The organism is Halodesulfovibrio sp., assembly GCF_025210605.1.
Classification (GTDB): domain Bacteria; phylum Desulfobacterota; class Desulfovibrionia; order Desulfovibrionales; family Desulfovibrionaceae; genus Halodesulfovibrio.
Window position 1 is genome coordinate 62547 of the sequence record NZ_JAOARI010000036.1, and the last position, 22617, is coordinate 85163.

20 protein-coding genes are annotated in these 22617 nt (G+C 45.4%); 6 read left to right on the forward strand and 14 right to left on the reverse strand.

Annotated features, from left to right (window positions below):
- Window positions 1-26: 26 nt before the first annotated feature.
- Both nadA and nadB read left to right on the forward strand, forming a co-directional pair.
- Entirely contained in the window at window positions 27-1061 is a 1035-nt protein-coding gene (gene nadA / locus N4A56_RS14385) for a quinolinate synthase NadA (protein ID WP_293668066.1), read from the forward strand.
- Window positions 1062-1091: 30 nt separating this feature from the next.
- Window positions 1092-2675, forward strand: a complete 1584-nt coding sequence (gene nadB / locus N4A56_RS14390; protein WP_295548384.1) for an L-aspartate oxidase — start codon at window positions 1092-1094, stop codon at window positions 2673-2675.
- Window positions 2676-2783: 108 nt separating this feature from the next.
- Here the strand turns inward: nadB and N4A56_RS14395 are convergent, their stop codons facing one another.
- The 14 genes from N4A56_RS14395 to N4A56_RS14460 form a co-directional block, all read right to left on the reverse strand.
- The gene (locus tag N4A56_RS14395) at window positions 2784-3227 is read right to left on the reverse strand and encodes a hypothetical protein (RefSeq protein WP_293668070.1); all 444 of its coding nucleotides are present in this window, start codon (window positions 3225-3227) and stop codon (window positions 2784-2786) included.
- 19 nt (window positions 3228-3246) lie between these two features.
- Window positions 3247-4116, reverse strand: a complete 870-nt coding sequence (locus N4A56_RS14400) for a UbiA family prenyltransferase (protein WP_295548386.1) — start codon at window positions 4114-4116, stop codon at window positions 3247-3249.
- Window positions 4117-4134: 18 nt separating this feature from the next.
- Entirely contained in the window at window positions 4135-4872 is a 738-nt protein-coding gene (locus N4A56_RS14405) for a cytochrome c oxidase subunit II (protein ID WP_295548388.1), read from the reverse strand.
- A 55-nt stretch (window positions 4873-4927) separates the two neighbouring features.
- Window positions 4928-6067 (reverse strand): SCO family protein, encoded by a 1140-nt coding sequence (locus N4A56_RS14410; RefSeq protein ID WP_295548390.1) that lies wholly within the window; start codon window positions 6065-6067, stop codon window positions 4928-4930.
- Between the two features lie 24 nt (window positions 6068-6091).
- Window positions 6092-6406 (reverse strand): c-type cytochrome, encoded by a 315-nt coding sequence (locus tag N4A56_RS14415; RefSeq protein WP_293668077.1) that lies wholly within the window; start codon window positions 6404-6406, stop codon window positions 6092-6094.
- A 211-nt stretch (window positions 6407-6617) separates the two neighbouring features.
- Entirely contained in the window at window positions 6618-7703 is a 1086-nt protein-coding gene (gene secF, locus N4A56_RS14420) for a protein translocase subunit SecF (RefSeq protein WP_293668078.1), read from the reverse strand.
- An 11-nt stretch (window positions 7704-7714) separates the two neighbouring features.
- On the reverse strand, window positions 7715-9310 hold the full coding sequence (gene secD / locus N4A56_RS14425) for a protein translocase subunit SecD (protein ID WP_295548393.1): 1596 nt from the start codon (window positions 9308-9310) through the stop codon (window positions 7715-7717).
- Between the two features lie 116 nt (window positions 9311-9426).
- On the reverse strand, window positions 9427-9783 hold the full coding sequence (yajC, locus tag N4A56_RS14430) for a preprotein translocase subunit YajC (protein ID WP_293668081.1): 357 nt from the start codon (window positions 9781-9783) through the stop codon (window positions 9427-9429).
- Between the two features lie 490 nt (window positions 9784-10273).
- The gene (locus N4A56_RS14435; RefSeq protein ID WP_295548395.1) at window positions 10274-11032 is read right to left on the reverse strand and encodes a hypothetical protein; all 759 of its coding nucleotides are present in this window, start codon (window positions 11030-11032) and stop codon (window positions 10274-10276) included.
- Between the two features lie 2 nt (window positions 11033-11034).
- Window positions 11035-12129 (reverse strand): glutamine amidotransferase family protein, encoded by a 1095-nt coding sequence (locus tag N4A56_RS14440; RefSeq protein WP_293668086.1) that lies wholly within the window; start codon window positions 12127-12129, stop codon window positions 11035-11037.
- Between the two features lie 19 nt (window positions 12130-12148).
- Window positions 12149-13426: an FAD-dependent oxidoreductase gene (locus N4A56_RS14445; protein WP_295548398.1), complete on the reverse strand. Its 1278-nt coding sequence runs from the start codon at window positions 13424-13426 to the stop codon at window positions 12149-12151.
- A 15-nt stretch (window positions 13427-13441) separates the two neighbouring features.
- Window positions 13442-13882 (reverse strand): 4Fe-4S dicluster domain-containing protein, encoded by a 441-nt coding sequence (locus N4A56_RS14450; RefSeq protein WP_293668089.1) that lies wholly within the window; start codon window positions 13880-13882, stop codon window positions 13442-13444.
- Between the two features lie 2 nt (window positions 13883-13884).
- Window positions 13885-15408: a glutamate synthase-related protein gene (locus N4A56_RS14455; protein WP_295548400.1), complete on the reverse strand. Its 1524-nt coding sequence runs from the start codon at window positions 15406-15408 to the stop codon at window positions 13885-13887.
- A 254-nt stretch (window positions 15409-15662) separates the two neighbouring features.
- Window positions 15663-16418 (reverse strand): alpha/beta fold hydrolase, encoded by a 756-nt coding sequence (locus N4A56_RS14460; protein WP_293668092.1) that lies wholly within the window; start codon window positions 16416-16418, stop codon window positions 15663-15665.
- A gap of 255 nt (window positions 16419-16673) precedes the next feature.
- On the opposite strand from N4A56_RS14460, the gene N4A56_RS14465 reads away from it, so the two are divergent.
- The 4 genes from N4A56_RS14465 to mnmG all read left to right on the forward strand — a co-directional run bounded on the left by N4A56_RS14465 (window position 16674) and on the right by mnmG (window position 22416).
- A complete protein-coding gene (locus tag N4A56_RS14465) occupies window positions 16674-17999 on the forward strand; it encodes an amidohydrolase (protein ID WP_295548403.1) in 1326 nt (441 codons plus the stop codon).
- Window positions 18000-18275: 276 nt separating this feature from the next.
- Window positions 18276-18557 (forward strand): PxxKW family cysteine-rich protein, encoded by a 282-nt coding sequence (locus N4A56_RS14470; RefSeq protein ID WP_293668095.1) that lies wholly within the window; start codon window positions 18276-18278, stop codon window positions 18555-18557.
- Window positions 18558-18984: 427 nt separating this feature from the next.
- Window positions 18985-20214, forward strand: coding sequence for a M20 family metallo-hydrolase (locus N4A56_RS14475; RefSeq protein ID WP_295548405.1), 1230 nt, complete (start codon window positions 18985-18987; stop codon window positions 20212-20214).
- 321 nt (window positions 20215-20535) lie between these two features.
- On the forward strand, window positions 20536-22416 hold the full coding sequence (mnmG, locus tag N4A56_RS14480) for a tRNA uridine-5-carboxymethylaminomethyl(34) synthesis enzyme MnmG (RefSeq protein WP_295548407.1): 1881 nt from the start codon (window positions 20536-20538) through the stop codon (window positions 22414-22416).
- The last annotated feature ends 201 nt before the right edge of the window (window positions 22417-22617 follow it).

Below are 22617 nucleotides of genomic sequence, written 5' to 3' on the forward strand. Positions count from 1 at the left end.
CAATCTTTATTTGGAGAAAATACGTAATGAACCAGTATCAAAAAAGAATTACAGAGCTTCGCAAACAACTCGGTGATGACCTAGTTATTATGGGACATCATTACCAGAATGATGCCGTGCTGCGCCATGTTGATTTAACGGGCGACTCTCTTGAGCTTGCGCGTAAAGTAACAACAATCGACGCAAAACATATCGTTTTCTGCGGTGTTTACTTTATGGGTGAATCAGCAGCGCTGCTTGCGAGTGATGAACAGAATATATACCTGCCGGAAGAAGATGCCAACTGTGTTATGTCACAAATGGCGCCATACATGCTTGCAGACAAAGTGCTTACACGCATTAAAGAATCCGGTCGCAACATTGTTCCACTTACCTACGTAAACTCTTCTGTTGCAGTAAAAGCAGTATGCGGAAAACACGGCGGCTCTGTGTGCACATCTGCCAACGCGGAAAAAATGATGCGCTGGGCAATGGAACGCGGCGACAGTGTTCTCTTCCTGCCAGACAAACACCTTGCACGAAATACTGCAAAAATCATCGGTATCCCTCAAGAGTCTTGGCACATCTTGAATATTAGAAGCGAAGGCTCACAAATTGATATGGATGCCGTAAGCAAATCTAATCTCATTATGTGGCCGGGTTGTTGTGCTATCCATGCTCGCTTTAATGAGCGACAGATTGATGAAGCTCGCGCCGAGAATCCGGATACTAAAATTGTTATCCATCCAGAAGCTGCTCCAAATGTTATCGATAAAGCAGACGCAGCCGGTTCAACTTCCTTTATCATTAAGTATGTTGAAGCTGCACCGGAAGGTTCTACTATAGGTATCGGCACAGAGCTTAACCTTGTTGAACGCCTTGCAGACCAGTACGAAGGGTCAAAAACAATATTCCCGTTACTGGAATCTACCTGTTCTCATATGGCGCGTGTGACAGAACCAAAACTCGCTAATACTCTCGAAGCTATTGCAAATGGAACAGCAAAACCTGTTAAGGTTCCGGCTGGTCTTGTAGAGGACGCAAAAATCGCATTGGAACGAATGCTGATCGCCTGCGCTTAATTTTTTTCTTACGTTAAACAGGACGTTGTGATGAGTGATAACCGTCATTACACAACAGTGCTCGTCATCGGTTCCGGCATTGCCGGTTGTACCGCTGCCCTGCGCCTTGCTGACGAAGGTGTGCATTGTACACTGATTACGAGCAGCTCCAATTTAGATCACGGCAACTCTGCTCTGGCTCAAGGTGGTATCGTCTTTAAAGCAGACGACAACGACCATCAACAGCTGGAAAAAGACATTCTAACTGCCGGACATAGCTATAACTCTTTAAAAGCCGTCCACTCCATTGCCATTCGCGGCCCCCATGCTGTTGAAGACATTTTGGTTAAACGTCTTGGAATTCCTTTTGCCCGCCAGAAAGCTCCTTCTGAATGCGAATGGGATTTAACCAGAGAAGGCGGACACGAAACACCACGTATTTTGCATTGCGCAGATTACACCGGACGCGCGATTATGGATGGGCTTATCCGTGAAATTACGGCACACCCAAACATAACCGTCATGCGGAATAGAACCGCAATCGACCTGCTCACCAGTCATCACCATGCAGACAACCCTCAGTTCAAATACGAGCTTGAAAATGAATGCCTTGGTGCATATGTCTTCAATGAAGACGAGCAGCGCGTCGAAACCATGTTCGCAGACTACACAGTCGTCGCTACAGGTGGCATCGGGCAGATTTATCTGCATACAACCAACCCTCTTGGCTCCATCGGTTCCGGTGTTGCTATGGGCTTCCGTGCCGGTGCAACAGTGCACAACATGGAGTTCGTACAATTCCATCCGACAGCGTTCCACCACCATTCCGGACAGAAATTTCTGATTACGGAAGCCATGCGTGGTGAAGGCGCTAGACTAATGAACTCTAAGGGCGAATACTTTATGCCTAACTATGATAGACGCGCAGATTTAGCCCCGCGTGACATTGTTGCACGTTCTATCGTAGACGAAATGCTGAAAAACGACGATGACTGCGTCTACCTTGATACTTCAGAAATGAAGCATGACCTTGCCAACCGTTTCCCAACTATCTTTAAGCGTTGCCTTGAACTTGGTATCGACATCCGTAAAGAACCTGTTCCGGTTGTACCGGCAGCGCACTACAGTTGTGGTGGTATTCTAGTTAACGAACATGGCAGAACCACTGTTGCACGCTTATACGCGGTAGGAGAATGCAGTTGTACCGGCGTACACGGTGCTAACCGTCTTGCCTCCACCTCTTTGCTTGAAGCGCTTGTATGGGCAGATACAGCCGCGCAGCATATCAAAGATCGTGTAGATAGCCCTGTAACAGAAGAGCTGCGCAATGTTGTTCCTGATTGGAAGCCAATTGGTGACGATCACAACGACGACCCTGCTCTTATCGCTCAGGACTGGAGCCGAATCCGCAACACAATGTGGAACTATGTAGGTATTACCAGAACCTCACAGCGCCTTGCGCGCGCGCATGAAGATATGCGGGATTTATCCAAGCATCTGCATACGTTTTACAAAACCACACCATTGTCTAAACGTCTTATCGATTTATTCCACGGCTGCCTGACAGCGTATATCATTACTATGGCAGCAAAACGAAATACTAAAAGCATTGGCTGCCACTACAGGACAGACTAACGCTGAACAGTATAGTTGTTCTACTTTATGAGTATTATGTAATAAAAAAAGCAATATCCTTTTGGATGTTGCTTTTTTACTTTCAACTATGAGTATCCGATACAGAGTTTACCAGACAAAAAGGAAAAACACCTGAATTCCCGTTATAATTTGAATAAAAACGAGCACACAAAGAAACAACCCGACTACACCATGTGCTACACAAAACGACTGTCGTTTCTTCTTAACAACATCCATCCAATAACCAGAAACAAAGGTTGCAAGCAGCAAGGGAATAGATGCCATACCGACGCGGTAATGCTCTTCCGTGAGGCGATAATTATTCCACTCAGCATGGGTATAGTATATCCCGACACCAATCCCAATTGTCCACAGTAAAACCGCAATTTTGCCAAACAGCACATGCCGTTTCCATGGAAACAAAAAAGACATATCGTTGTGCACTTTCAGAAAGCGTTTCATCCCCCAATACAATGCGATATAGCCAAAAACAATACCGGTAATTTGAATCGCTGGATGAATATACAAGTGAAGCTTCGCTTCCTGAAACATACGGCAAGCTCCTGCATGATTAAAGTTGTACCAGCACAGCTCCCAGTAAAATACACATTGATGCAATATCAAAAAGACGAAGTGACGTAAGCCTTGTCAACGGTAACACACTTCCCAGCAGCAATATTCCCCCAAGAAAAGCACCAACAAGAGAAGAAACTCCTAATGTCCATGTGCACACTAAAGCGAATGACATAATGCTGCATATGTATGCAAAGTACCATACACGCATCAGTACTTTATGGTGCATCAATACAAAATAACTCACCACCAACGGGCTGAATCGAGATAAATATTCTTCTTTATGTGTGTAAATTTGAACCCACCCGTGCGCAATCTGCGCAAAATACCATATAGTACAATTCGTCAAAATCAACGGGTCAGTAATACTACCGCCAGCAGCAACCCACCCCATAAGAGGTGGCAATGCTCCGGCAACACAACCGACAAGTAAGGCGATAGAAGAGCGACGCTTTAATGCGGTATACATGCCATTATAAACAACCACTACTCCGGCACCTAAAGCTAAAGTCTGTACCGAACCTGTCATTGCATACAGGCTGGCAGCCAGTCCAATCCACACTCCTCCCATCAAAGCTGCCATTTTAGCACTAAGATACCCTTGAGGAAGCGGGCGCAGGACTGTACGCGAAAAATATCCGTCTGTCCGTTTTTCCTGCACCTGATTAAGTGCAGAGCAGCCCGCACAAAGGAAGAAACTTCCCAATCCAGCTGCAAACGCGCCGCACGTCACATCCGGCGTATGCAAAAAATAGCCGAGCATAGATACGACTGCCACAACAAAAGAAAGAGGAAAACGCCCAAGAACAACAACGTTCGCCACCATTCTCCGCGCATCAAGTTTAGATTCCAGCCGGTAAATATTCATGCACCAATCCCCCCCGAATTATTGGTTACCGAGCTTTAAGCTTTCCGCATCAAAATCAAATTTATGCAAACACTCCGCAAAAATTACACTGTTAGACAACCAATACGATGAACAACCATACTTGCCAGACAACGCAATTGTTGAATTCAAAATTGTTGATTCACTGTTGAGCCAACTGGCAAACTCTTCTTTAGATAACACCTCAATGGTTGAAACCATATTCGCATGTTCACCGCCACATGATGTTGAACAAACTATATCATGGCTGCCAAGCGACTCCGGTTTAAACCATGCGAACGCTTCGATCCCAGGTACAGCATTTATTTTTATGCCAAAAGCTGGAATATCCAATGCATGTACAACATCGCTTGATGTTATGCTCAACCTTATAAACGTATCGACAGGAACGTATAGAACCTTACTTTGTTTCCCATTTTCATACACAAAGTGCCATTCAGAGGTACTTCCCACAACATGAACCTTCATCGCATTATGCGATGCTGTATGCATTGCTCTAAAATCAACCCAGCCATAATAATACATTGCAACAACAAGAAACAAAGGGAGCAGTATCCATACAACTTCCAGCCAGATTGTATCTTTCTTTTTTGCTGGAACCGGTTGGCGTTCATGTCGATACCGATACACAAGCAGCAACGCTACAAGAGTCATTCCCACCAAAAGCACAATGGAAATGCCAAAAATAACGTAGAAAGCAAAATCAATATGCTGCGCTGAGGGTATCGGTTGATTCATCTCCACCTCGTTACTGGCACATCTTTTGTTTGGAACAAAAATTCACTGCCTGTCATTATAATCTAAGTTTTTTTCGCTTCTTCTTTTTTCCTTTCAAAAGCATTACACAAAGAAAGAGAAGTACCAGTGCGGCAAACGCAAAGCCTGAAATTTTAACAGGATCAAGAACATATTTTTTACTCACAGGGTCATACGAAAAGCACATGCGAATAAGCCGCTGCATGGAAAACAATGGTATATTCGTATCACCCTCAGTAAGAGCCATGGTTACATCAAACGGCAAAATATCCGTTCCGTACAGATACCGAGTGATTTTACCATCAGGCGTTACCGCCACAAGAGCAATGGGGTATACAAACTCATTGTCGACTCGCTTAAACCGAAACCCTATTTCACGCATTAGCGTCTGAATAGTAGATTTATCACCTACAAGAAACTTCCACGCATCCGCGGGAAAATCAGGATCAGTAACATGCAGAGCTTGCAGTAAATTCTGTTTTTTCTGTGCAGCAAGCTCCGGCGTATCATTTTCATCAAAACTCACCATCAGGACCCGATAGTCTTTATTCGGAACCAAAGTAACATTAGGAAGCACCACAGCAATTGCGCTCATCAACACATCACAAGCATCAGTACAGGAGTAATAAACAGGAACAATGAGTACAGGAGTTGTTATAAGCGAGCGTAAATTCACACGCTGCCCTGTTGAGTCAGTAAAGAAGAGTGGAGTCGATATCGTTGCGCCCAAGTGTTCAGTAACGCCCGCCTCAGTGGAACCAAACGGTACCGCAGTTGCCATGACTGGTGCAGAACTGCCATCAACGTTTAACACACGACTATCTGGTTCATTTTCACTCAAAAGAGTTGAACGCGAATGATCGATGGCTCCATCCTGCATAACTTCAGCACCATACCTTCCTGCGTTCACTATAGAGTTATTCGGCACTTCTTTTGTGCGTCCGTCCTTGTCAGCATACGTAGAATCACTGTCGCGGCTACCAAATGGATCCAACCTCGATCCATCCATATAGTGATCGGATGGAGTGTATGCAGGATTGCCTGTTTGAGCCTCTTTCACAGGACTTTCAATCGCTTCATTTCCACTGGAAAAACTCACAATAAGTAACAGCAAGAGACTTATAGGTACGGCAAAACGCAACAGCTGCTTTACAACACGTTGTCTAAGTTCGGACACAACAATTCTCCCTATAGTTTCGCGCTAAAACGTACTGATATATTCCGAAACCTTCACTCTATCCTCTTCGCTCATTCGCTTCACAATGCTCACCATAATGTTCTTTTTGGAACCGCCATACGTGCCATCTACATACCCATTAAGTTTATCAAGAATCTGATTAGCTGTTTGTCCTTTAAGCTTTGCGCTTACACCAAGTGCCATCACTTCACCTGTCTGCCCATGACATCCGGCGCAGGACTGATACAACATTTTCCCGCCAGTATCTTCTGCCATACTTAATGAAACACAAATAAATGTAATACCGGCAATAACTAACCAGATTGATACTTTTTTCATTATAACCCTCCATTAAATTCGAGGAATAGAGATTTAGTACATAACATACCACCAACAATGAAAAAAGATCAATACAACGACAGTTGATAGATATTCAGCAACATTTTGCAAAAGAAAACCTTCGAGTACAAAACTGTAATCGAAGGTACATGGTACAAAAAAAAAGACGCCCCAAATGGAGCGTCTTTTACATCTACAAAGCCAAAGATACTTAAACAGTACCGTCTGCGTGGTTGTGTGATTCCACTTCCGGCTCTGGAATTTCGTTCGGGCTAAATGCGTAAAGCACTGGGCTTGCAACGAAGATAGAGGAATATGTACCAACAGCTACGCCGACAAGAAGAGTCAATGCGAAGTCGTGGATAATTCCGCCACCAAAGAAGAAGAGAGAAACCAATACCAACAAGGTGGTACAGGAAGTAAGCAAAGTACGGCTCAAGGTCTGGTTTACAGCCTTGTTAATTACTTCACCATACGTTGGTGCAGTGCGCTGGTAGATATTCTCACGAATACGGTCAAACACAATAATGGTGTCGTTCAAAGAGTAACCAACAATAGTCAGCAGTGCCGCTACGATGGTCAAATCAAACTCTTTACCAAGAATGGAAAGAACACCAATTGTTATCAACACGTCGTGAATAAGTGCAACTACAGCACCGAGTGCGTAGTTAAGCTTAAGCTTCCAGCAGATGCCAAGTGTAAGCAGCATTGCAATAAGAACCTGCATCTGCTTAGGCGCACCAATAAGATCAAGCATGTACAAGCCGGAAACAAGACCAGCTGCCATAATACCTGCGGTAAACCAACGCTGTTCAAATCGACCAGAAATGTAGATCGCAATAAGCAGTACCGCAAAGTACAGCGCTTCTACCGCTGCTGAACGTAAGTCAGCACCGATTTTTGGACCAACCATATCAAGTCGTTCAATAGTAAATGAATTGTTCGGCATAGATTGACCGAACTGCGCTTTCAAGATTTCAGGCAGACGTTTATCCGTGTCACCTGTGGAAGAAATACGAAGAAGATACTCTTCGTTACCTTCACCAAAGCGCTGTACAGAAAGTCCTTGAATGCTTGAGCTTGCAAGGCTGTCTTTAATATCCTGAGGTGTTACTGCCTGTTCAAAGCGAACCTGTGCAAGAATACCACCGGAGAAATCAATGCCGTATTTTGGACCACCCTTAATAAGAAGAGAAGCCACGCCACACAACAGAACAGCAAGAGACAGGATAAGCGTAATCTTACGCAGACCAATAAAGTCAATTTTGCTGTCAGGTTTAATAATGCTCAGTCCCATAATCTATCTCCTTATATGCTGAGCTTTCTGCTCGGCTTACCGTTGATCCAAAGACCAAAGATAATACGTGCACAGAAGATAGCTGTGAACATGGAAGCCAGAATACCGAGGCTAAGCGTTACCGCAAAACCACGAATCGGACCTGTACCGAACTGATAAAGAATGATTGCTGCAAGCAGAGTTGTTACGTTTGCATCAAAAATTGTCAGTGTAGCGCTGGAGAAGCCTTCTTCAACCGCTTTAAACGGAGTAAGACCGCGGCGAAGCTCTTCGCGAATGCGCTCAAAGATAATTACGTTAGCATCAACTGCCATACCAAGGGTAAGGATAATACCTGCAATACCCGGCAAGGTAAGGGTTGCACCAAACGCGGCAAGACCTGCAACAATGAAGATAATGTTCATGAAAAGAACAATGTTAGCAATAACACCACTGAAGCCGTAGTAGATCATCATGAATACCATTACCAAGGCGCCACCAACGAGTGTTGCGGTAATACCCTGATCGATTGATTCCTGACCAAGGGAAGGACCTACAGCACGTTCTTCGAGAATCTTAACAGGTGCTGGCAAAGAGCCTGCACGAAGTACGATAGCAAGGTCGTGTGCTTCTTCAGTTGTAAATCCACCGGAAATAGAAGCTTTGCCGCCGCGAATTTTATCTTTAATTACAGGGGCGGAATACACCTTACCATCAAGAACAATCGCCATGCGTTTGCCAACATTCTGTCCTGTAAGCTCTTCAAAGCGACGTGCACCGCTGCTATTGAAGCTGATGCCAACATACGGATTGTTGAAATTGTCGTACGCTACGTGTGCGTCTGTAATGGTGTCACCTGTAAGCGCTGCTGCTTTATTTACAACAATTTTAGACTCAGCGTATGAGCCGTCATCGTTGCGACGTAACAAAGGAAGAGCTTCTGTGCCAGCAGGAACAATGCCTTTTTCAGCTTTCGCAGGGTCTACACCCTCGCGAACCATTTTAAATTCGAGGTGCGCTGTTTTACCGATAAGCTTAATTGCACGTTCGGTATCTGTAAGACCAGGGAGCTGAACCTGAATACGGAAGCCCTGCTGTTTACGGATATCCGGTTCGGCAACACCAAACTGGTCAACGCGGTTACGGATAGTTTTTACAGCCTGATCCAAGGTAAGGTCAGACATGTATTTTTTATATTCCGGTGTGTAGGTCAGCGTGTAGCGAACCTTTTTGTTGTCAAGAACGGTAGATTCCGCATTCAAGCGGTTGAAGCTTTTTTTCAACAAAGCATCAAGAGCTTCTTTTTGTGAAGACTTGAGAAGTACGAACTCAAGTTTTTCGCCCTGAACAAGACGCGGCTGCAAAATAAAAATTTTCTCATCGCGTGCTACAGTGCGGATATCCTGACCCATAAGGGAAAGGTTATTGGAAAGTGCCTTATCAACATCTACACCGAGGATAAGATGAATGCCACCTTGCAGGTCAAGACCGAGGCTGACCTTTTCTTCAGGTAAGAATTTTTTGATTGGGGATGTTCCGATCGCCGGAATGCTAGGAAGTGCGTATACCACACCAACCATGAGCACAAAAATCGCGACCAGTAATCTCCATCGCAACCCCTCTCTCATTATAACTCCTTGATACTATTCAAAACAGCAAAGCCCGATACGAAAATCGATCGGGACAACAACTCAGTTGTGCTGAACTGGCAGGAAACTGCATAATAACAGCTCCTGCCCACAAATTATTTCTTTTTACCGTCTTTTGCTTTTTTCTGTGCAGCAGGAGAAGGCTTAAGACCGGAGATGTACTGGCGACCAACGCGAACAGTAGTATCACCAAGGTCAACAGAGACAATGTCTTCTTTAACTTCTACGATGGTGCCGATAAGACCACCAGCGGTAACAACAGACTGACCTTTCTGAAGGTTATCCAATAACGCTTTGTGCTCTTTAGCTCTTTTCTGCTGAGGACGAATGAGAAGGAAGTAGAAAATCACAAACATCAAAGCAAGAGGTACAAACGCCGCAATCGGGTTACCTTCCTGACCTGCCTGACCACCTGCTGTGCCCATAGCCCAGGCTACTTCTGGAAAGAACATAAAAACTCCTTAACGGTTATCAAAAAAACGTAACGTCGCAATAAAAATCATCTACGATTTTTCCATTAAATCAAATGATTATCGAAAAATAGTACACAATAGCGAGCCGTAATCATTAAAGCCTAACTGGCCTTTGTTTTTTACTCGTAGTGAGAAAAAGCTATAAACTTGAATCAAGTACCTTTTCGTTAAGAAACATGCAAGATTTTTAACTGGCGTCATTTCTAACTAAAATAACAGCCATCACATCTAACACCTCGATTCTCCTATCATTTTTCAAAACCACCTACTAGTAAGCAATTTATTTTCATAATTACCCAGCAGCATCAGCACATTACATGCGTATTCAACAGAAAAGCCCCCATGCCAATCATGGGGGCTTCCCGAATTACGGTCGTCTATCAGTCAAGCTTAGGAGAATGTTCCTCAATGTGAGGGAAACGTTCCAAGCCGTCATATAACCAGCACAGTCAGAAAAAGTCTGAACAGCTTAGTTAGTTCCCACATACATGTTGCCGTATGGACGATGGGAAAACGGCGTAACTTTTTTAAACTCGCCTTGCATCACTTCATCTGCATCTTTACCAAATGCTTCAGCCCAGTCTTCAACATGGGAACGGATGAAAGCCGCGTCTTCTTCAGTAATTGTTTCAAGCTGTAAACCTGGACCTAACTGGTATTCAGGAACATCACCACGTATATAAATGATACCGCCATGCATTCCTGTACCAAGGCTCCTGCCTGTAATCGGTGCTTTTTCATCCATGGTAGAATCCATGCCAAGAAGGATAATAGCCCCACCCGCCATATATTCACCAAGGAAGTCACCAGCTTTACCACCAGCTACAATAACAGGCTGCTTATCCATGTAAGATTTCATGTGGATGCCTACACGGTAGCCAACGTCCTGTCTGACGAGAATGCGACCACCACGCATAGCGTAGCCGAGAACATCGCCAGCCATGCCGTTAATCTGAATTTCTCCGTCATCCATGGTGTTGCCTACACCATCCTGAGCATTGCCTTCTACGCGAACAGTAGCCCCGCGCATAAACATTGCAAGATCCTGTCCCGGAACACCGTGGATAGTGAAATGAACTGGTGCTTCTACTGAGTTGCCGATGTATCGCTGACCACGAATATTTTCCAACTCAATTTCAGTAGCACCTTCACGCACAGCTTCACGAATTTGCTCGTTCAATTGGCGGTAGTACACGCCGTTAGCGTCAATTGTACATTTTTTAGCCATGCCTAGTCCTCCAACTTCACGATCACCGGTTCACCGGCTTTAGGTGCCCATACTTTGTCGAGTTCTGGGCAAACTTCACGGATGGAACTTTCTTCACTGGACATGAAAACCATATCGTCCTTTTCACCGATAACAAGTGGACGAAGCTTAACGCGGTCGTTAAGTCCCATCATACCGTTGCTGTCGGTTACAAGGATAGCGAATGGACCGTTGAGCATTGCTGGTCCGTAAACCATGCGTAATGCTTCATAGGCTTCACGCTCGTCTTTCGGCATACGCTCAATTTCATCCCAGAATGGCGGAGCAAAAACTTTACATGCCATTTCGTGGGAAAGACCATGCTTACGGATAAGCAGATCAAGCAGGTAAGCAACAACCTCTGTATCAGTCATCATGTTACATTCGTAATCGTGCTGACACAGGTAACGTCTGTTAATACCGTAAGAGGAAATCTCTCCGTTGTGAACAATCGCCCAATCTAACAGGGTAAACGGATGAGCACCGCCCCACCAGCCCGGAGTGTTTGTCGGGAAACGGTTATGACCTGTCCACATGTAGCCGCTGTATTCATCCAGTCTGAAGAAGTCAGCGATGTCTTCAGGGAAACCTACACCCTTAAACGCTCCCATGTTCTTACCACTGGAGAAGACAAAAGCACCCGGCACTCTGTTGTTAATGTGCATGACGATGTTTACAACGTAATCATCTTCACCAACATCCTGCCACTTAGGACGTTCCGCCTTTGGAGAAAGGAAAAAACGCCACATAAGCGGAGATTCAGTAATTGCTGGCACCTTACGGGTAGGGATCGGCTCAGAAACCTGAATATTAAAGTACTGTTTGATAATTTCTTCTGCACGATCAAGACCAGCCTGATCGTCACACATAAGGTGGAAAGCATACAAATCTGCATGCTCAGGATAAATACCATATGCAGCAAAACCACCACCAAGACCGTTACCGCGATCGTGCATGGTGCACATTGCGTCAATCGGCATAGTACCCGGTATCAGTTTTTTCTTTTTATCAATTACCCCAAAGACACCACAGCCTGAGATGTCTTTATCAAAATGCCAAAAATCATTGGGAGCTTTCATACTCTATCTCCAAAGCCCTCTACTCAGCAGCAAGGGTCCACTTTGTATCAAATTCTTCTTCCGGCCAGAGCAATGCAGATGGTTGACCTGCAATAAGCTCTTCTTTCACATCCGGCGTAATATCCAGAGCGAAACGAACAAAACCGGTGTATAACCCTGCAAAATCGACCTCTCCCACAAGCACATACCCGATGAGTTTTTCATTACGGAAAATCAGCTTGCGATACACTCCGTTCTCTTCATCAAGATGTGTAAAGACTTCACAGTCTTCATCTTTAGACGGATTTACGTGACCAAGAGATGCCGTTGGCAGACCGTAAAAAGAAATTGCGTTCATCGGTAACCCGCCAGGGTGCGGAGAAGCATCATCGCTCGCCATATTAAGACCAGCGTGGTAGCCCTGACTGAAAGCGTTTGGCCAAATAGGTGTAACCCTAGCCTCCTGTGCAATCATGTCCGGAGCTTCTGCAACATCACCAGCGGCATAAATACCGTCGACGCTTGAGCACATGTTGTCATCAACCTGAATGCCTCTGTTCACAGCAAGCCCTGCATCTTTTGCAAGGTCAAGACTTGGAACAACACCAATGGCAACAACTACAGCTTCACAAGCTAGCTTCTGCCCATTGGCAAGACGTACACCGATAACTTCACCCTGCTCTGTTCGCAGAATTTCTTCTACGGTAGTACCGCAGCAGATAGTTATACCTTTGTCTTCGAGCTGCTGTGCCACAAGGTTACCTGCAACATCATCGAACGCGGCAGAAAGTACGCGACTTCCGAGTTCAACAATAGCAGTGGAAAGACCATTGTAACGCAAAGCTTCTGCGGCTTTAAGACCGATAAGACCACCGCCGATAACAACTACTCTGTGAATCTTTTTGGAAAGATCAAGCAGCATGTGCGCGTGGTTCAACGTAGTAAAGTTAAAGACCCCTCTTCCTTCAATGCCTTTAATTGGCGGCATGAAGGGAACACCACCTGTTACCAGAAGAAGCTTTTCGTAAGTTATCACTTCACCGGCTTCAGTAGTAATGGTCTTTGCTGCCTTATCAACAGCAGCTACGCGAGTATTGAGCTTAACTTCAACATTATTCTTTTCGTAAAATTCATCTGGTCGCAGATTTACTCTGTCGAGTCCGATTTTTCCTGCAAGAAAATATGAAATAAGCGGACGTCCATATGTAGGAGTATCTTCTTCACTGACGACAAGAATCGGGGTATTTTTATCAACCTTACGAATTCCTTCGATAGCTCCGACAGATGCTACACCGTTCCCTATTATGACATACGACATGGAGAGCTCCTGCTATCAGCGAGATTCGTATACCAGTGCGCCGTTCGGACACGCTTCCACACATGCTGGAATATCGCGTCCTTCGCACAGGTCACATTTGATAATCTTACCCTTAGTTTCATTGCGGCGCACAGCACCGTAAGGGCATGCCATGAGACATGACCAGCAGCCCACACACTGTTCTTCATTATAACATGTGCGACCTGTTTCCTGATCCTTGTACAGTGCACCTGAAATACAGGCGGACACACAAGATGGGTTCTCACAGTGGCGACAACTGAGTGCTACAGAAATCTGTCCTTTATCATACACTGCTTTGCAAGGCTGCAACCCTGTGGCTACTTCTTCTTTAGCAGCAATAACAACATCATGACTTGCAGAATGAGCTGTTAGACAGGCAACCTCGCAAATGTGGCAGCCGATACAGACGTCTTTATTAGGATAAACTCTACGCATATCTACCGTCCTGCGTGTTTAACGCCAAGGATATCCAGTTCTGTCTCATTAAGACCAAGACCACGCAACTTATCACGGTTACCGCGCAAGCTTTCAATGGAGTTAAGTCCCATACCGCCGAGCATTTCTTGAATTTCATGTCCCCATGCGCGAACAAGGTTGGCAAGACGTTTGGCAGCAATGTCTGGATTCTGACGTTTTTTAAGGCGTGCTTCGTTAGTTGCAATCCCCCAAGGACATTTACCTGTGTAGCAACGTCCACACAGAGTACAGCCCACAGAAACCAACGCAGCGGTACCAATATAGATGGCGTCCGCACCAAGTGCGATTGCTTTAATTGCATCAGCAGAGCAACGGATACCGCCAGCTACAACCAGTGAAGCATGGTTGCGGATACCTTCATCACGCAGACGGTTGTCTACAGCAGCAAGAGCAAGTTCCATCGGGATACCAACGTTATCACGGATCATGGTAGGTGCTGCACCTGTACCACCTCTAAAGCCGTCAATAACAACAATATCCGCACCTGCGCGAACAATACCGGATGCAATTGCAGGAGCATTGTGCACTGCCGCAATCTTTACAGAAACCGGAACCTTGTATTCGGTTGATTCTTTGATTGCGTAGATAAGCTGAAGCAAATCTTCAATAGAGTAAATATCGTGATGCGGCGCAGGAGAAATAGCATCCGAGCCGACTGGACACATACGGGTTTTAGAAACCTCTTCATCGATTTTTTCACCCGGCAAGTGACCACCGATACCCGGCTTAGCGCCCTGACCGATTTTAATTTCTACCGCGCTACCAGCGTTCAAGTAATCTTTGTGAACACCGAATCGACCTGATGCAACCTGTACAATAGTATTCTGACCGTACTTGTACAGATCAGGGTGCAGACCACCCTCACCAGTGTTGTACGCAATACCAAGCTCTGTTGCAGCCATTGCCATAGCTTTATGGAGGTTCAGGTTAATTGAACCAAAAGACATAGCAGAAAACATAAGCGGGTAATTAAGCTTAAGCTGCGGTCCTACTTTAGTGGTAAGTTTTGGACCGTCCGGCGTAGACTCAAAGCTCACGTTGTCCGGCTTAGAACCAAGGTAGGTAGTCAGTTCCATTGGCTCACGAAGAGGGTCAATGGACGGGTTGGTTACCTGACTGGCATCAAGCTGAAGGTTATCCCAGTAGATAGGCTTATCGGATGGAGAACCCATACCGGAAAGCAGAATACCGCCAGTATCCCCCTGCTTGTATACATGCTTCATGTACGTAGGAGTCCACAGAGCATTGTCCCTGAAATCAGCCGGATTCTTTTTAATGGTAAGACATCCGGTTGGACAGAATGCTTCACAACGGTGACACCCAACACATTTAGTATGGTCATGGCTTACACACTGACGTGCATCATCCCAGTAATGGGCTTCGTAAGAACACTGACGCACACAAACTTCGCAATTGATACAACGATCATTTTCACGATCAATAACAAAGTCGCTAAAATTCTGGCTTATTGGCTTAAACAGCAAAACAATCTCTCCTCGTGACACAAAGCGCCCGCGCGCGTCATTCGCATTTTTTCTGAGCTAAATCTTCAATAGGGAGGTCAGTTACCACTAGCTGGCAACTGCCATGGATTATATTTACCGAAAAATGGTCAAATTTGTCAAGATTGTAATTTTTAGTTTTTATACTAGCTCGAATTAGAACTTTATCTCAATATAGACCGGATAGTTAACTACACTTTATACAAAATTGTCATAAAAACAATATTCTTCATTTTTTACATTTTTGTATAAAAATGTGTTTTGATGAATTCTCGAACCAATTGAACTATCTTTTCAGAGGTTTCTACATGCGTCGTAATTATATGATGCCCTGTGACTTTTTCTTCAATCCGTAACAATTTTATTGTCACATCTTTGGAAGAAACACTCTTCGCAAGCAAGAAAACATTCCCGAGAGGCACACTCCTGTCCGTAGGAGCTTGAACAATAAGGATAGGGGCAGTTATGGAATTCACCTCTTGCCGCACTTTTTTTACTCCATTCATAAGCTCATGTAATTGTTGTAAACTTACAAATTCGTCATATCCTTCCCATGGTGCAATTTTTAAATGCGTTTCATCGCGCCGCCCTAAAGGAAATACTGGCTTAAGATGCTTAATTATAGGCGTAAACGGAATCCGCCAGTCTTTCATCTGCCATGGAAAAAGTGAATACAGATACAACGGGGCTGCAAGAGACACCACACCTGCAACAGGAAACTTGGACGCAACATGCAAAGCCAGCGTCCCTCCCATTGAAATTCCCACAACAAAAACAGCATCTACTTGTTCTGCAAGCGCTGCGTATTCTTTTTCAGCAGCCCATTCCCAATCTGACCAGCCAGTTGTTTGAAAATCCTCAAACGTCGTTCCATGACCGGGCAACATTATATTACGCACAACAACACCGTCTGCCTCCAGCGGCTCTACAAACGGTTCCATCTCAAACGAGCTTCCAGTCCAGCCGTGAATCAACAAGCACCCTACTTTCATATTCTACCCTTTTTAGTATTCCGAAAACAACCTTTTCTCCGCGGCATCTATCTACCTAAAAACAGAGACTATACAAAAGAGCGCGAAACACGCCCTTCCAGCGACAGAAACAATGCATATACAATGCGGCACGCTGCTAGAATCTAGAGAAGTTGCAAATCCCAACAGGCGAACGTCTAATCAACCTTGTTTAAGCCAACACAATACACTACAGTACCGCACCAGCAACGTATGACAATAATGAGGAGTTTATGAATGCAACCATGTGACACTTTACTATTTGCGGAGATCATCGTCACTCAGAACGAATCACGCTCTATCATATATAACGGCGGCATCGCTATTTCTGAAAGCAAAATCCTGTGCATTGATGCGGCTGATGTCGTGCGTTCGCAATACACCTCAAAAAACACAATAGAACTCGGCAGCTCACTACTCATGCCGGGACTCATAAACAGCCACACGCACGCAGCTATGACGTTGCTTCGCGGTGCAGCAGACGACCTCCCGCTCATGGATTGGCTCAACAACCATATTTTCCCTGTTGAACAGAACCTAACAGCCGAACAGGTTGAGCTTGGAGCACTGCTGGCATGTGCAGAGATGACACGCTACGGAACCACATCGTTTACTGATATGTATCTGATTGAAGATGCAACATATAAGGCTGTAGATCAATCTGGATTACGTGTCCTTGGTGGCGAAGCGCTCTTTATGTTCCCGTCCCCTGCCTATAAAGATTTTGACGCTGGAATAGCACTTGTGCGTGAGCTAAAGGCAAAGTGGCAGAGCAATCCGCGAATCCGTCAGGCTGTCATGCCACATGCCGTGTACACAACCACACCGGAAATCCTTACAACGTGTCGAGATGTTGCAGAGGAACTAAACTTACCTATTCATATCCACCTTGCAGAAACCCCGACAGAGACAGCAGCCTGCATAGAAAGCTTCGGCAAACGTCCTGTCGAATATGCGCATAGCCTTGGCTTACTGGGCAAACGTACAACCGTGGCACATGCTGTTGATCTGACCGATGACGAAATTTCCTTACTCGCCGAAACCGGTACAGTTGTAGCGCACAACCCAGAGAGCAACATGAAACTTGCTTCCGGCATGGCTCCCATTGAAAAAATGCTTGCCAAAGGAGTCACCGTAACACTGGGCACTGATGGCGCAGCCTCTAACAACGCCCTCAACATGTTTACAGAAATGGCTTCCTGCGCGTTTCTACACAAAGTTCAGCATATTGATCCAACCGTCGCTTCTGCACAAACTGTGCTGGATATGGCAACACGAAATGGGGCATGCAGCATGGGACAGTCCGATATCGGGGCATTAACAGTCGGGAATCAGGCTGACATAATCGCACTCGACCTCACCCAGCCAAACATGCTGCCTATGCATAACCCCGTATCTCAACTGGTTTATGCAACATGCGGAGCTGAAGTGCACATGACCATGGTCGCAGGGGAAATTCTATATCACGACGGCAGATACACGAAAATTGACTACCCTGCCCTAATTGAGTCTGCAAAAGATGTTGCTAAATGGGTACAAAAGAAGATACAGAAGCGCAGCTAACTGCGTACGACATTTTTTACACATGCTTTTATGCCACTACACAATCTTGGCTATTGAATATTTTTTCGTTCAAAAGCTTGCCGGATAAAACACTGTGTATGTCTACGCTAGTCATTGTTTATCAGTGCTCAATCACATTTAATACCACAGTGTGATTACGCAACTGCACATTGACACGTTGTTTTTTAGTTGACTTTTCGTCAAAAAAATATAATTGGACATCGCTTCAAAGATAATATGCGCGCGTAGCCCGCGCGACCTCAGGAGGAAATTAATATGAGTGCTAAAGCTGTAAGCTTCGCCGATGCTAAAATGACTGAAGAAGGCATGCTCTACAAAGGGTTTGTTTGCCAGCCAGTGGTCGAACAGTGTCAGGGCTGCGAACGCACCGGTGAATTCGAAGGCCAGACATACTGTACAAGCTACGCAACCCCTAACACCAAATGGGCTCTTGGTGGTTGCAACTTTGCTACCCACGTTAAAGCTACCGTGGATAAATCTGGTAAAGTTAAAATTAACCCACTTAAGGCTTCCAAACGTGCCGCTCGCGGTCGTTAATCTGCTATATTTTGGTTAGAAATAGGGAAGGTTGCATACAACCTTCCCTTTTCTTTTTTCAGCAAGAAAAAAAGCTGGCATAACGATGTGCTACTTCTAAAGAAGACATCTTTGTTATACCTTCCAGCAACAGAAAAAAGTATTGCAACCAACTAGCCGTGCTTCTTTCTTATCGTGTCCGTGTCAGTAGCCTTGCGTTACACAGCACGGCATTCTTTCTGAAAAATGTTTTACGTATAAGACTGTTGGCAACTGTCCGTTTTTCCAGATTACATACTATCTGTGCAGCGAACAGCGTAAAGAGTAAACGCACATACTTGTTGCAAACGCCTTCCTTTTACCAGTGCCGCCGCAACATGCAGTGTCGTCATCAGCCTAAAGCATAACTGCGTTATTATTCACCCTGATTCTCTGACGGAGAACTTTCATGAGCGAAAAACTTCTCGCATTTCTTGATGCCCAGCATGATTTAGTAATTGAACTTCAAAAAGAAATGACGGCACGCCCCGCGCTTTGCCCGTCCAGCGGCGGACAGGGAGAAAAAGATAAGGCTGATTACCTGCACGGCTGGCTTAAAGAAAACAATATTACTGACGTTGAAGAGCTGCGTGCCCCTGACACCCGAGTCAGTTGCGGCTACCGCCCGACCATTATTGCTCGCGTGCCGGGAAAAACAGAAAAAACACTCTGGATCATCGGTCACACCGATGTTGTACCTACTGGCGACCTGAACCTGTGGGACAGTGATCCTTGGACTATCCATGTTGACGGCGACTTCATCTATGGTCGTGGCGTAGAAGACAACCAGCAGGCAATCGTTTCCGGTCTTCTTGTTGCAAAAGGACTCGTAGATAACGACATCACTCCTGAGTACACTCTCGGGCTTATTCTGACCGCAGATGAAGAAACCGGCAGCAAATACGGTCTTGAATACGTAATGAAAGAGCGCCCTGAGCTCTTCAAACAAGAAGATTTAATCCTTGTTCCAGATATCGGTGACGCAGACGGAACTATGATTGAAGTCGCTGAAAAATCCATTCTTTGGGAAAAAATTTCTGTAGTCGGCAAGCAGTGCCACGGTTCTACACCATGCGAAGGCATCAACTCTCTGGAAGCTGCCTCCACGTTCATTCTCAAAATCAAAAAACTGCACGAAATCTTTGATCGAAAAGACGACCTCTTCGATCCTCCGATTTCTACATTTACACCGACTAAAAAAGAAGCGAACGTGCCGAACATCAACACCGTACCGGGACTTGATGTATTCTTTGTCGATTGCCGTATTCTCCCTGGATACGACCTTGAAGATATCCGCAAAGAAATTAAAAAACTCGGCGACGAAGTTATCGCAGAATACGGTGTGCAAATCACCTATGAAGACGATCAGGCAGGTCAGTCAATCAGCCAGACTTCTGTAGACAGCGAAGTTGTGACCAAGCTTGAACGCGCTATTAAGACAGTCTACAATGTAACTCCGCAGCCAAAAGGCGTTGGCGGTGGCACTGTAGCAGCACATTTGCGTGATGAAGGACACCCTGTAGCTTGCTGGAGCAAACTCATTCCGAACGCACATGTGCCAAATGAAAAAACCCGTATTTCCTGCAACATTGGCGACGCAAAAGTTATTGCCACAATGTTGTTTGATACCGCCGAATAAATACAAATAGAATCTCTGACGCTATGTAGGGAATCCTGCACATAGGGTTCCCTACATCATAGCGACGGCTTAGCAACGCTCAAAATCTGTTTTCAGGCAAGATATGGTACTACCAATGTGCATTGCCTAAAAAAGATCGTCAAAGCCCGTGCAAACGTCCAGAGCACGCTTTGAACATGGCAAAATAAAAGGCGACCTCGCTGATACAAGTTTTGAAATTTTTACGATCCTTTTTCAAAAAAATTCGTAAAACTCCGCTGACAAGCGCCGTCAGAGACACCACGTAAGACACACGCAGTATTTATATAACGAAGAAAAATTATGATAAAAACACCCCCACCAGCTATTTTTGATGTCATTGTCGTAGGCGCAGGTCATGCCGGTGCCGAAGCTGCTATGGCTGCCAGCAATCTTGGAATGACAACGTTGTTGCTCACGATCAACTTGGATCATATCGGCGCACTTTCCTGCAACCCTGCCATCGGCGGTCTCGCCAAAGGGCACATGGTGCGTGAAATTGATGCACTCGGCGGCATGATGGGGGTATGGGCAGACCAATCCGGTATTCAATTCCGTACATTGAACACCAGTAAAGGTCCTGCTGTACACGCGACTCGTGCACAAATTGACCGCGACGAGTACATGCGCGTGGTAAAGCGCGACATTTTCGCACAGGAAAATCTCTGGGTATGGCAGGATACAGCTCACGAACTGATGGTAGAAAACGGACGCTGCTCCGGCGTGCGTACACAGCTTGGACAAGAATTTGCTGCAAAGACTGTCATTATTACTACTGGCACGTTTATGCGCGGTCTCATCCACGTAGGACTCAATAATTTCTCTGGCGGACGCCTTGGCGATCCGGCAAGCAGTGGTCTATCCGAATCCTTCAAAAGCGTAGGATTAGAGCTTGGTCGCTTAAAAACCGGCACAGTACCGCGTATTCTTAAAGACAGCATCGACTTTTCCGTAATGGAGCCACAGCATGGTGATACACCTCCGCCTCCATTCAGCTTCCGCACTAAAGAAATTCCACTGCCTCAACTGCCATGCTATCAAACATGGACAAATGAAGAGACGCACGAAATCATCAAAACCGGTTTTGACCGTTCTCCACTCTTTACCGGAGTTATTGACGGAACCGGAGCGCGTTACTGCCCGTCCATTGAAGATAAAATTGCGCGTTTCCCAGACAAAGTTCGACATCAAATTTTCGTAGAGCCTGAAGGATTAAACAGTCCTGAGTGCTACCCTAACGGCATATCTACAAGCTTACCGCTGGACATTCAAAAAGCAATGCTCAAGACCATTCCGGGACTTGAAAACGCACAAATCATTCGTCCGGGCTACGCTATTGAATATGACTACGCCAACCCGACCCAACTGCGCCCAACTCTGGAAACAAAAGTTCTTCCGGGGTTATACCTCGCAGGTCAGGTTAACGGCACATCCGGTTATGAAGAAGCCGCCGCACAAGGGCTGTGGGCTGCTCTTAACGCTTTCAGCGCACTCACGGGACGCGATCCATTTATCCTTGGACGCGATCAAGCTTACATCGGTGTACTTATTGATGACCTTGTTACAAAAGGCACCAATGAACCGTACCGTATGTTTACATCCCGCGCAGAACACAGACTGTTATTAAGAGAAAGCAATGCAGATATGCGTCTTACTGAAATTGGTCGCAACATTGGTCTGGTTAAAGATGACCAATGGACTATGTTCGATGCAAAACGTACAGCACTTTCCACTCTGCTTTCAGAGCTTGAAGAGCGCCGCATTAAACCAGACGCAGGTGTACGCGCTATCTTTGATGAATTAGGTGAAGCGCATCCGTCAAAGAGCCTTACACTGGCAGAAGTCCTGCGCCGCCCTGCATTGAACATTGACGACCTCGCGCCGTTCTGGTCTGACATTGCAGACTACGCAGAAGATGCAAAAAAAGAAGCTCAGGTTGTTGTTAAATATGCTGGTTACTTAAAACGCCAAGATGAACTGGTTCAACGTTTTAGTCGTATGGAAAGCGTGCCGCTCCCAGCTGATCTTGATTATACGCAAGTTGCAGGACTCACTAGAGAGGTAGAGGAAAAACTTGCCTCCGTGCAACCTCTCAACCTCGGGCAAGCCTCACGTATCTCAGGTGTTACCCCGGCAGCAATTTCCTGCCTTGAAGTTCATCTAAAAAAGCTTGGCAAAATCTAATTTAAATCCTCTGAAAAGCCACCTTCTACGGTGGCTTTTTTTTTGACTTTTTTTGTATTCCTGTCCCGTCCTTGAATAAGTTCACAAGAAAAGGACTTATTATGAGAAAGCAAACAAGAACAAAGACTAAGCGAACACAACGGGACTACACATTAGGCTTTAAACTGGCTGTTGTTGCTCAAGTGGAGAGTGGTGACATGA

What these genes read in the sequence shown, in the direction of transcription:
- nadA (WP_293668066.1), top strand. Translation starts at nt 27, where the DNA reads ATGAACCAGTATCAAAAAAGAATTACAGAGCTTCGCAAACAACTCGGT.
- nadB (WP_295548384.1), top strand. Translation starts at nt 1,092, where the DNA reads ATGAGTGATAACCGTCATTACACAACAGTGCTCGTCATCGGTTCCGGC.
- N4A56_RS14395 (WP_293668070.1), bottom strand. Translation starts at nt 3,227, where the DNA reads ATGTTTCAGGAAGCGAAGCTTCACTTGTATATTCATCCAGCGATTCAA.
- N4A56_RS14400 (WP_295548386.1), bottom strand. Translation starts at nt 4,116, where the DNA reads ATGAATATTTACCGGCTGGAATCTAAACTTGATGCGCGGAGAATGGTG.
- N4A56_RS14405 (WP_295548388.1), bottom strand. Translation starts at nt 4,872, where the DNA reads ATGAATCAACCGATACCCTCAGCGCAGCATATTGATTTTGCTTTCTAC.
- N4A56_RS14415 (WP_293668077.1), bottom strand. Translation starts at nt 6,406, where the DNA reads ATGAAAAAAGTATCAATCTGGTTAGTTATTGCCGGTATTACATTTATT.
- secF (WP_293668078.1), bottom strand. Translation starts at nt 7,703, where the DNA reads ATGGGACTGAGCATTATTAAACCTGACAGCAAAATTGACTTTATTGGT.
- secD (WP_295548393.1), bottom strand. Translation starts at nt 9,310, where the DNA reads ATGAGAGAGGGGTTGCGATGGAGATTACTGGTCGCGATTTTTGTGCTC.
- yajC (WP_293668081.1), bottom strand. Translation starts at nt 9,783, where the DNA reads ATGTTCTTTCCAGAAGTAGCCTGGGCTATGGGCACAGCAGGTGGTCAG.
- N4A56_RS14435 (WP_295548395.1), bottom strand. Translation starts at nt 11,032, where the DNA reads ATGGCTAAAAAATGTACAATTGACGCTAACGGCGTGTACTACCGCCAA.
- N4A56_RS14440 (WP_293668086.1), bottom strand. Translation starts at nt 12,129, where the DNA reads ATGAAAGCTCCCAATGATTTTTGGCATTTTGATAAAGACATCTCAGGC.
- N4A56_RS14445 (WP_295548398.1), bottom strand. Translation starts at nt 13,426, where the DNA reads ATGTCGTATGTCATAATAGGGAACGGTGTAGCATCTGTCGGAGCTATC.
- N4A56_RS14450 (WP_293668089.1), bottom strand. Translation starts at nt 13,882, where the DNA reads ATGCGTAGAGTTTATCCTAATAAAGACGTCTGTATCGGCTGCCACATT.
- N4A56_RS14460 (WP_293668092.1), bottom strand. Translation starts at nt 16,418, where the DNA reads ATGAAAGTAGGGTGCTTGTTGATTCACGGCTGGACTGGAAGCTCGTTT.
- N4A56_RS14465 (WP_295548403.1), top strand. Translation starts at nt 16,674, where the DNA reads ATGCAACCATGTGACACTTTACTATTTGCGGAGATCATCGTCACTCAG.
- N4A56_RS14470 (WP_293668095.1), top strand. Translation starts at nt 18,276, where the DNA reads ATGAGTGCTAAAGCTGTAAGCTTCGCCGATGCTAAAATGACTGAAGAA.
- N4A56_RS14475 (WP_295548405.1), top strand. Translation starts at nt 18,985, where the DNA reads ATGAGCGAAAAACTTCTCGCATTTCTTGATGCCCAGCATGATTTAGTA.
- mnmG (WP_295548407.1), top strand. Translation starts at nt 20,536, where the DNA reads ATGATAAAAACACCCCCACCAGCTATTTTTGATGTCATTGTCGTAGGC.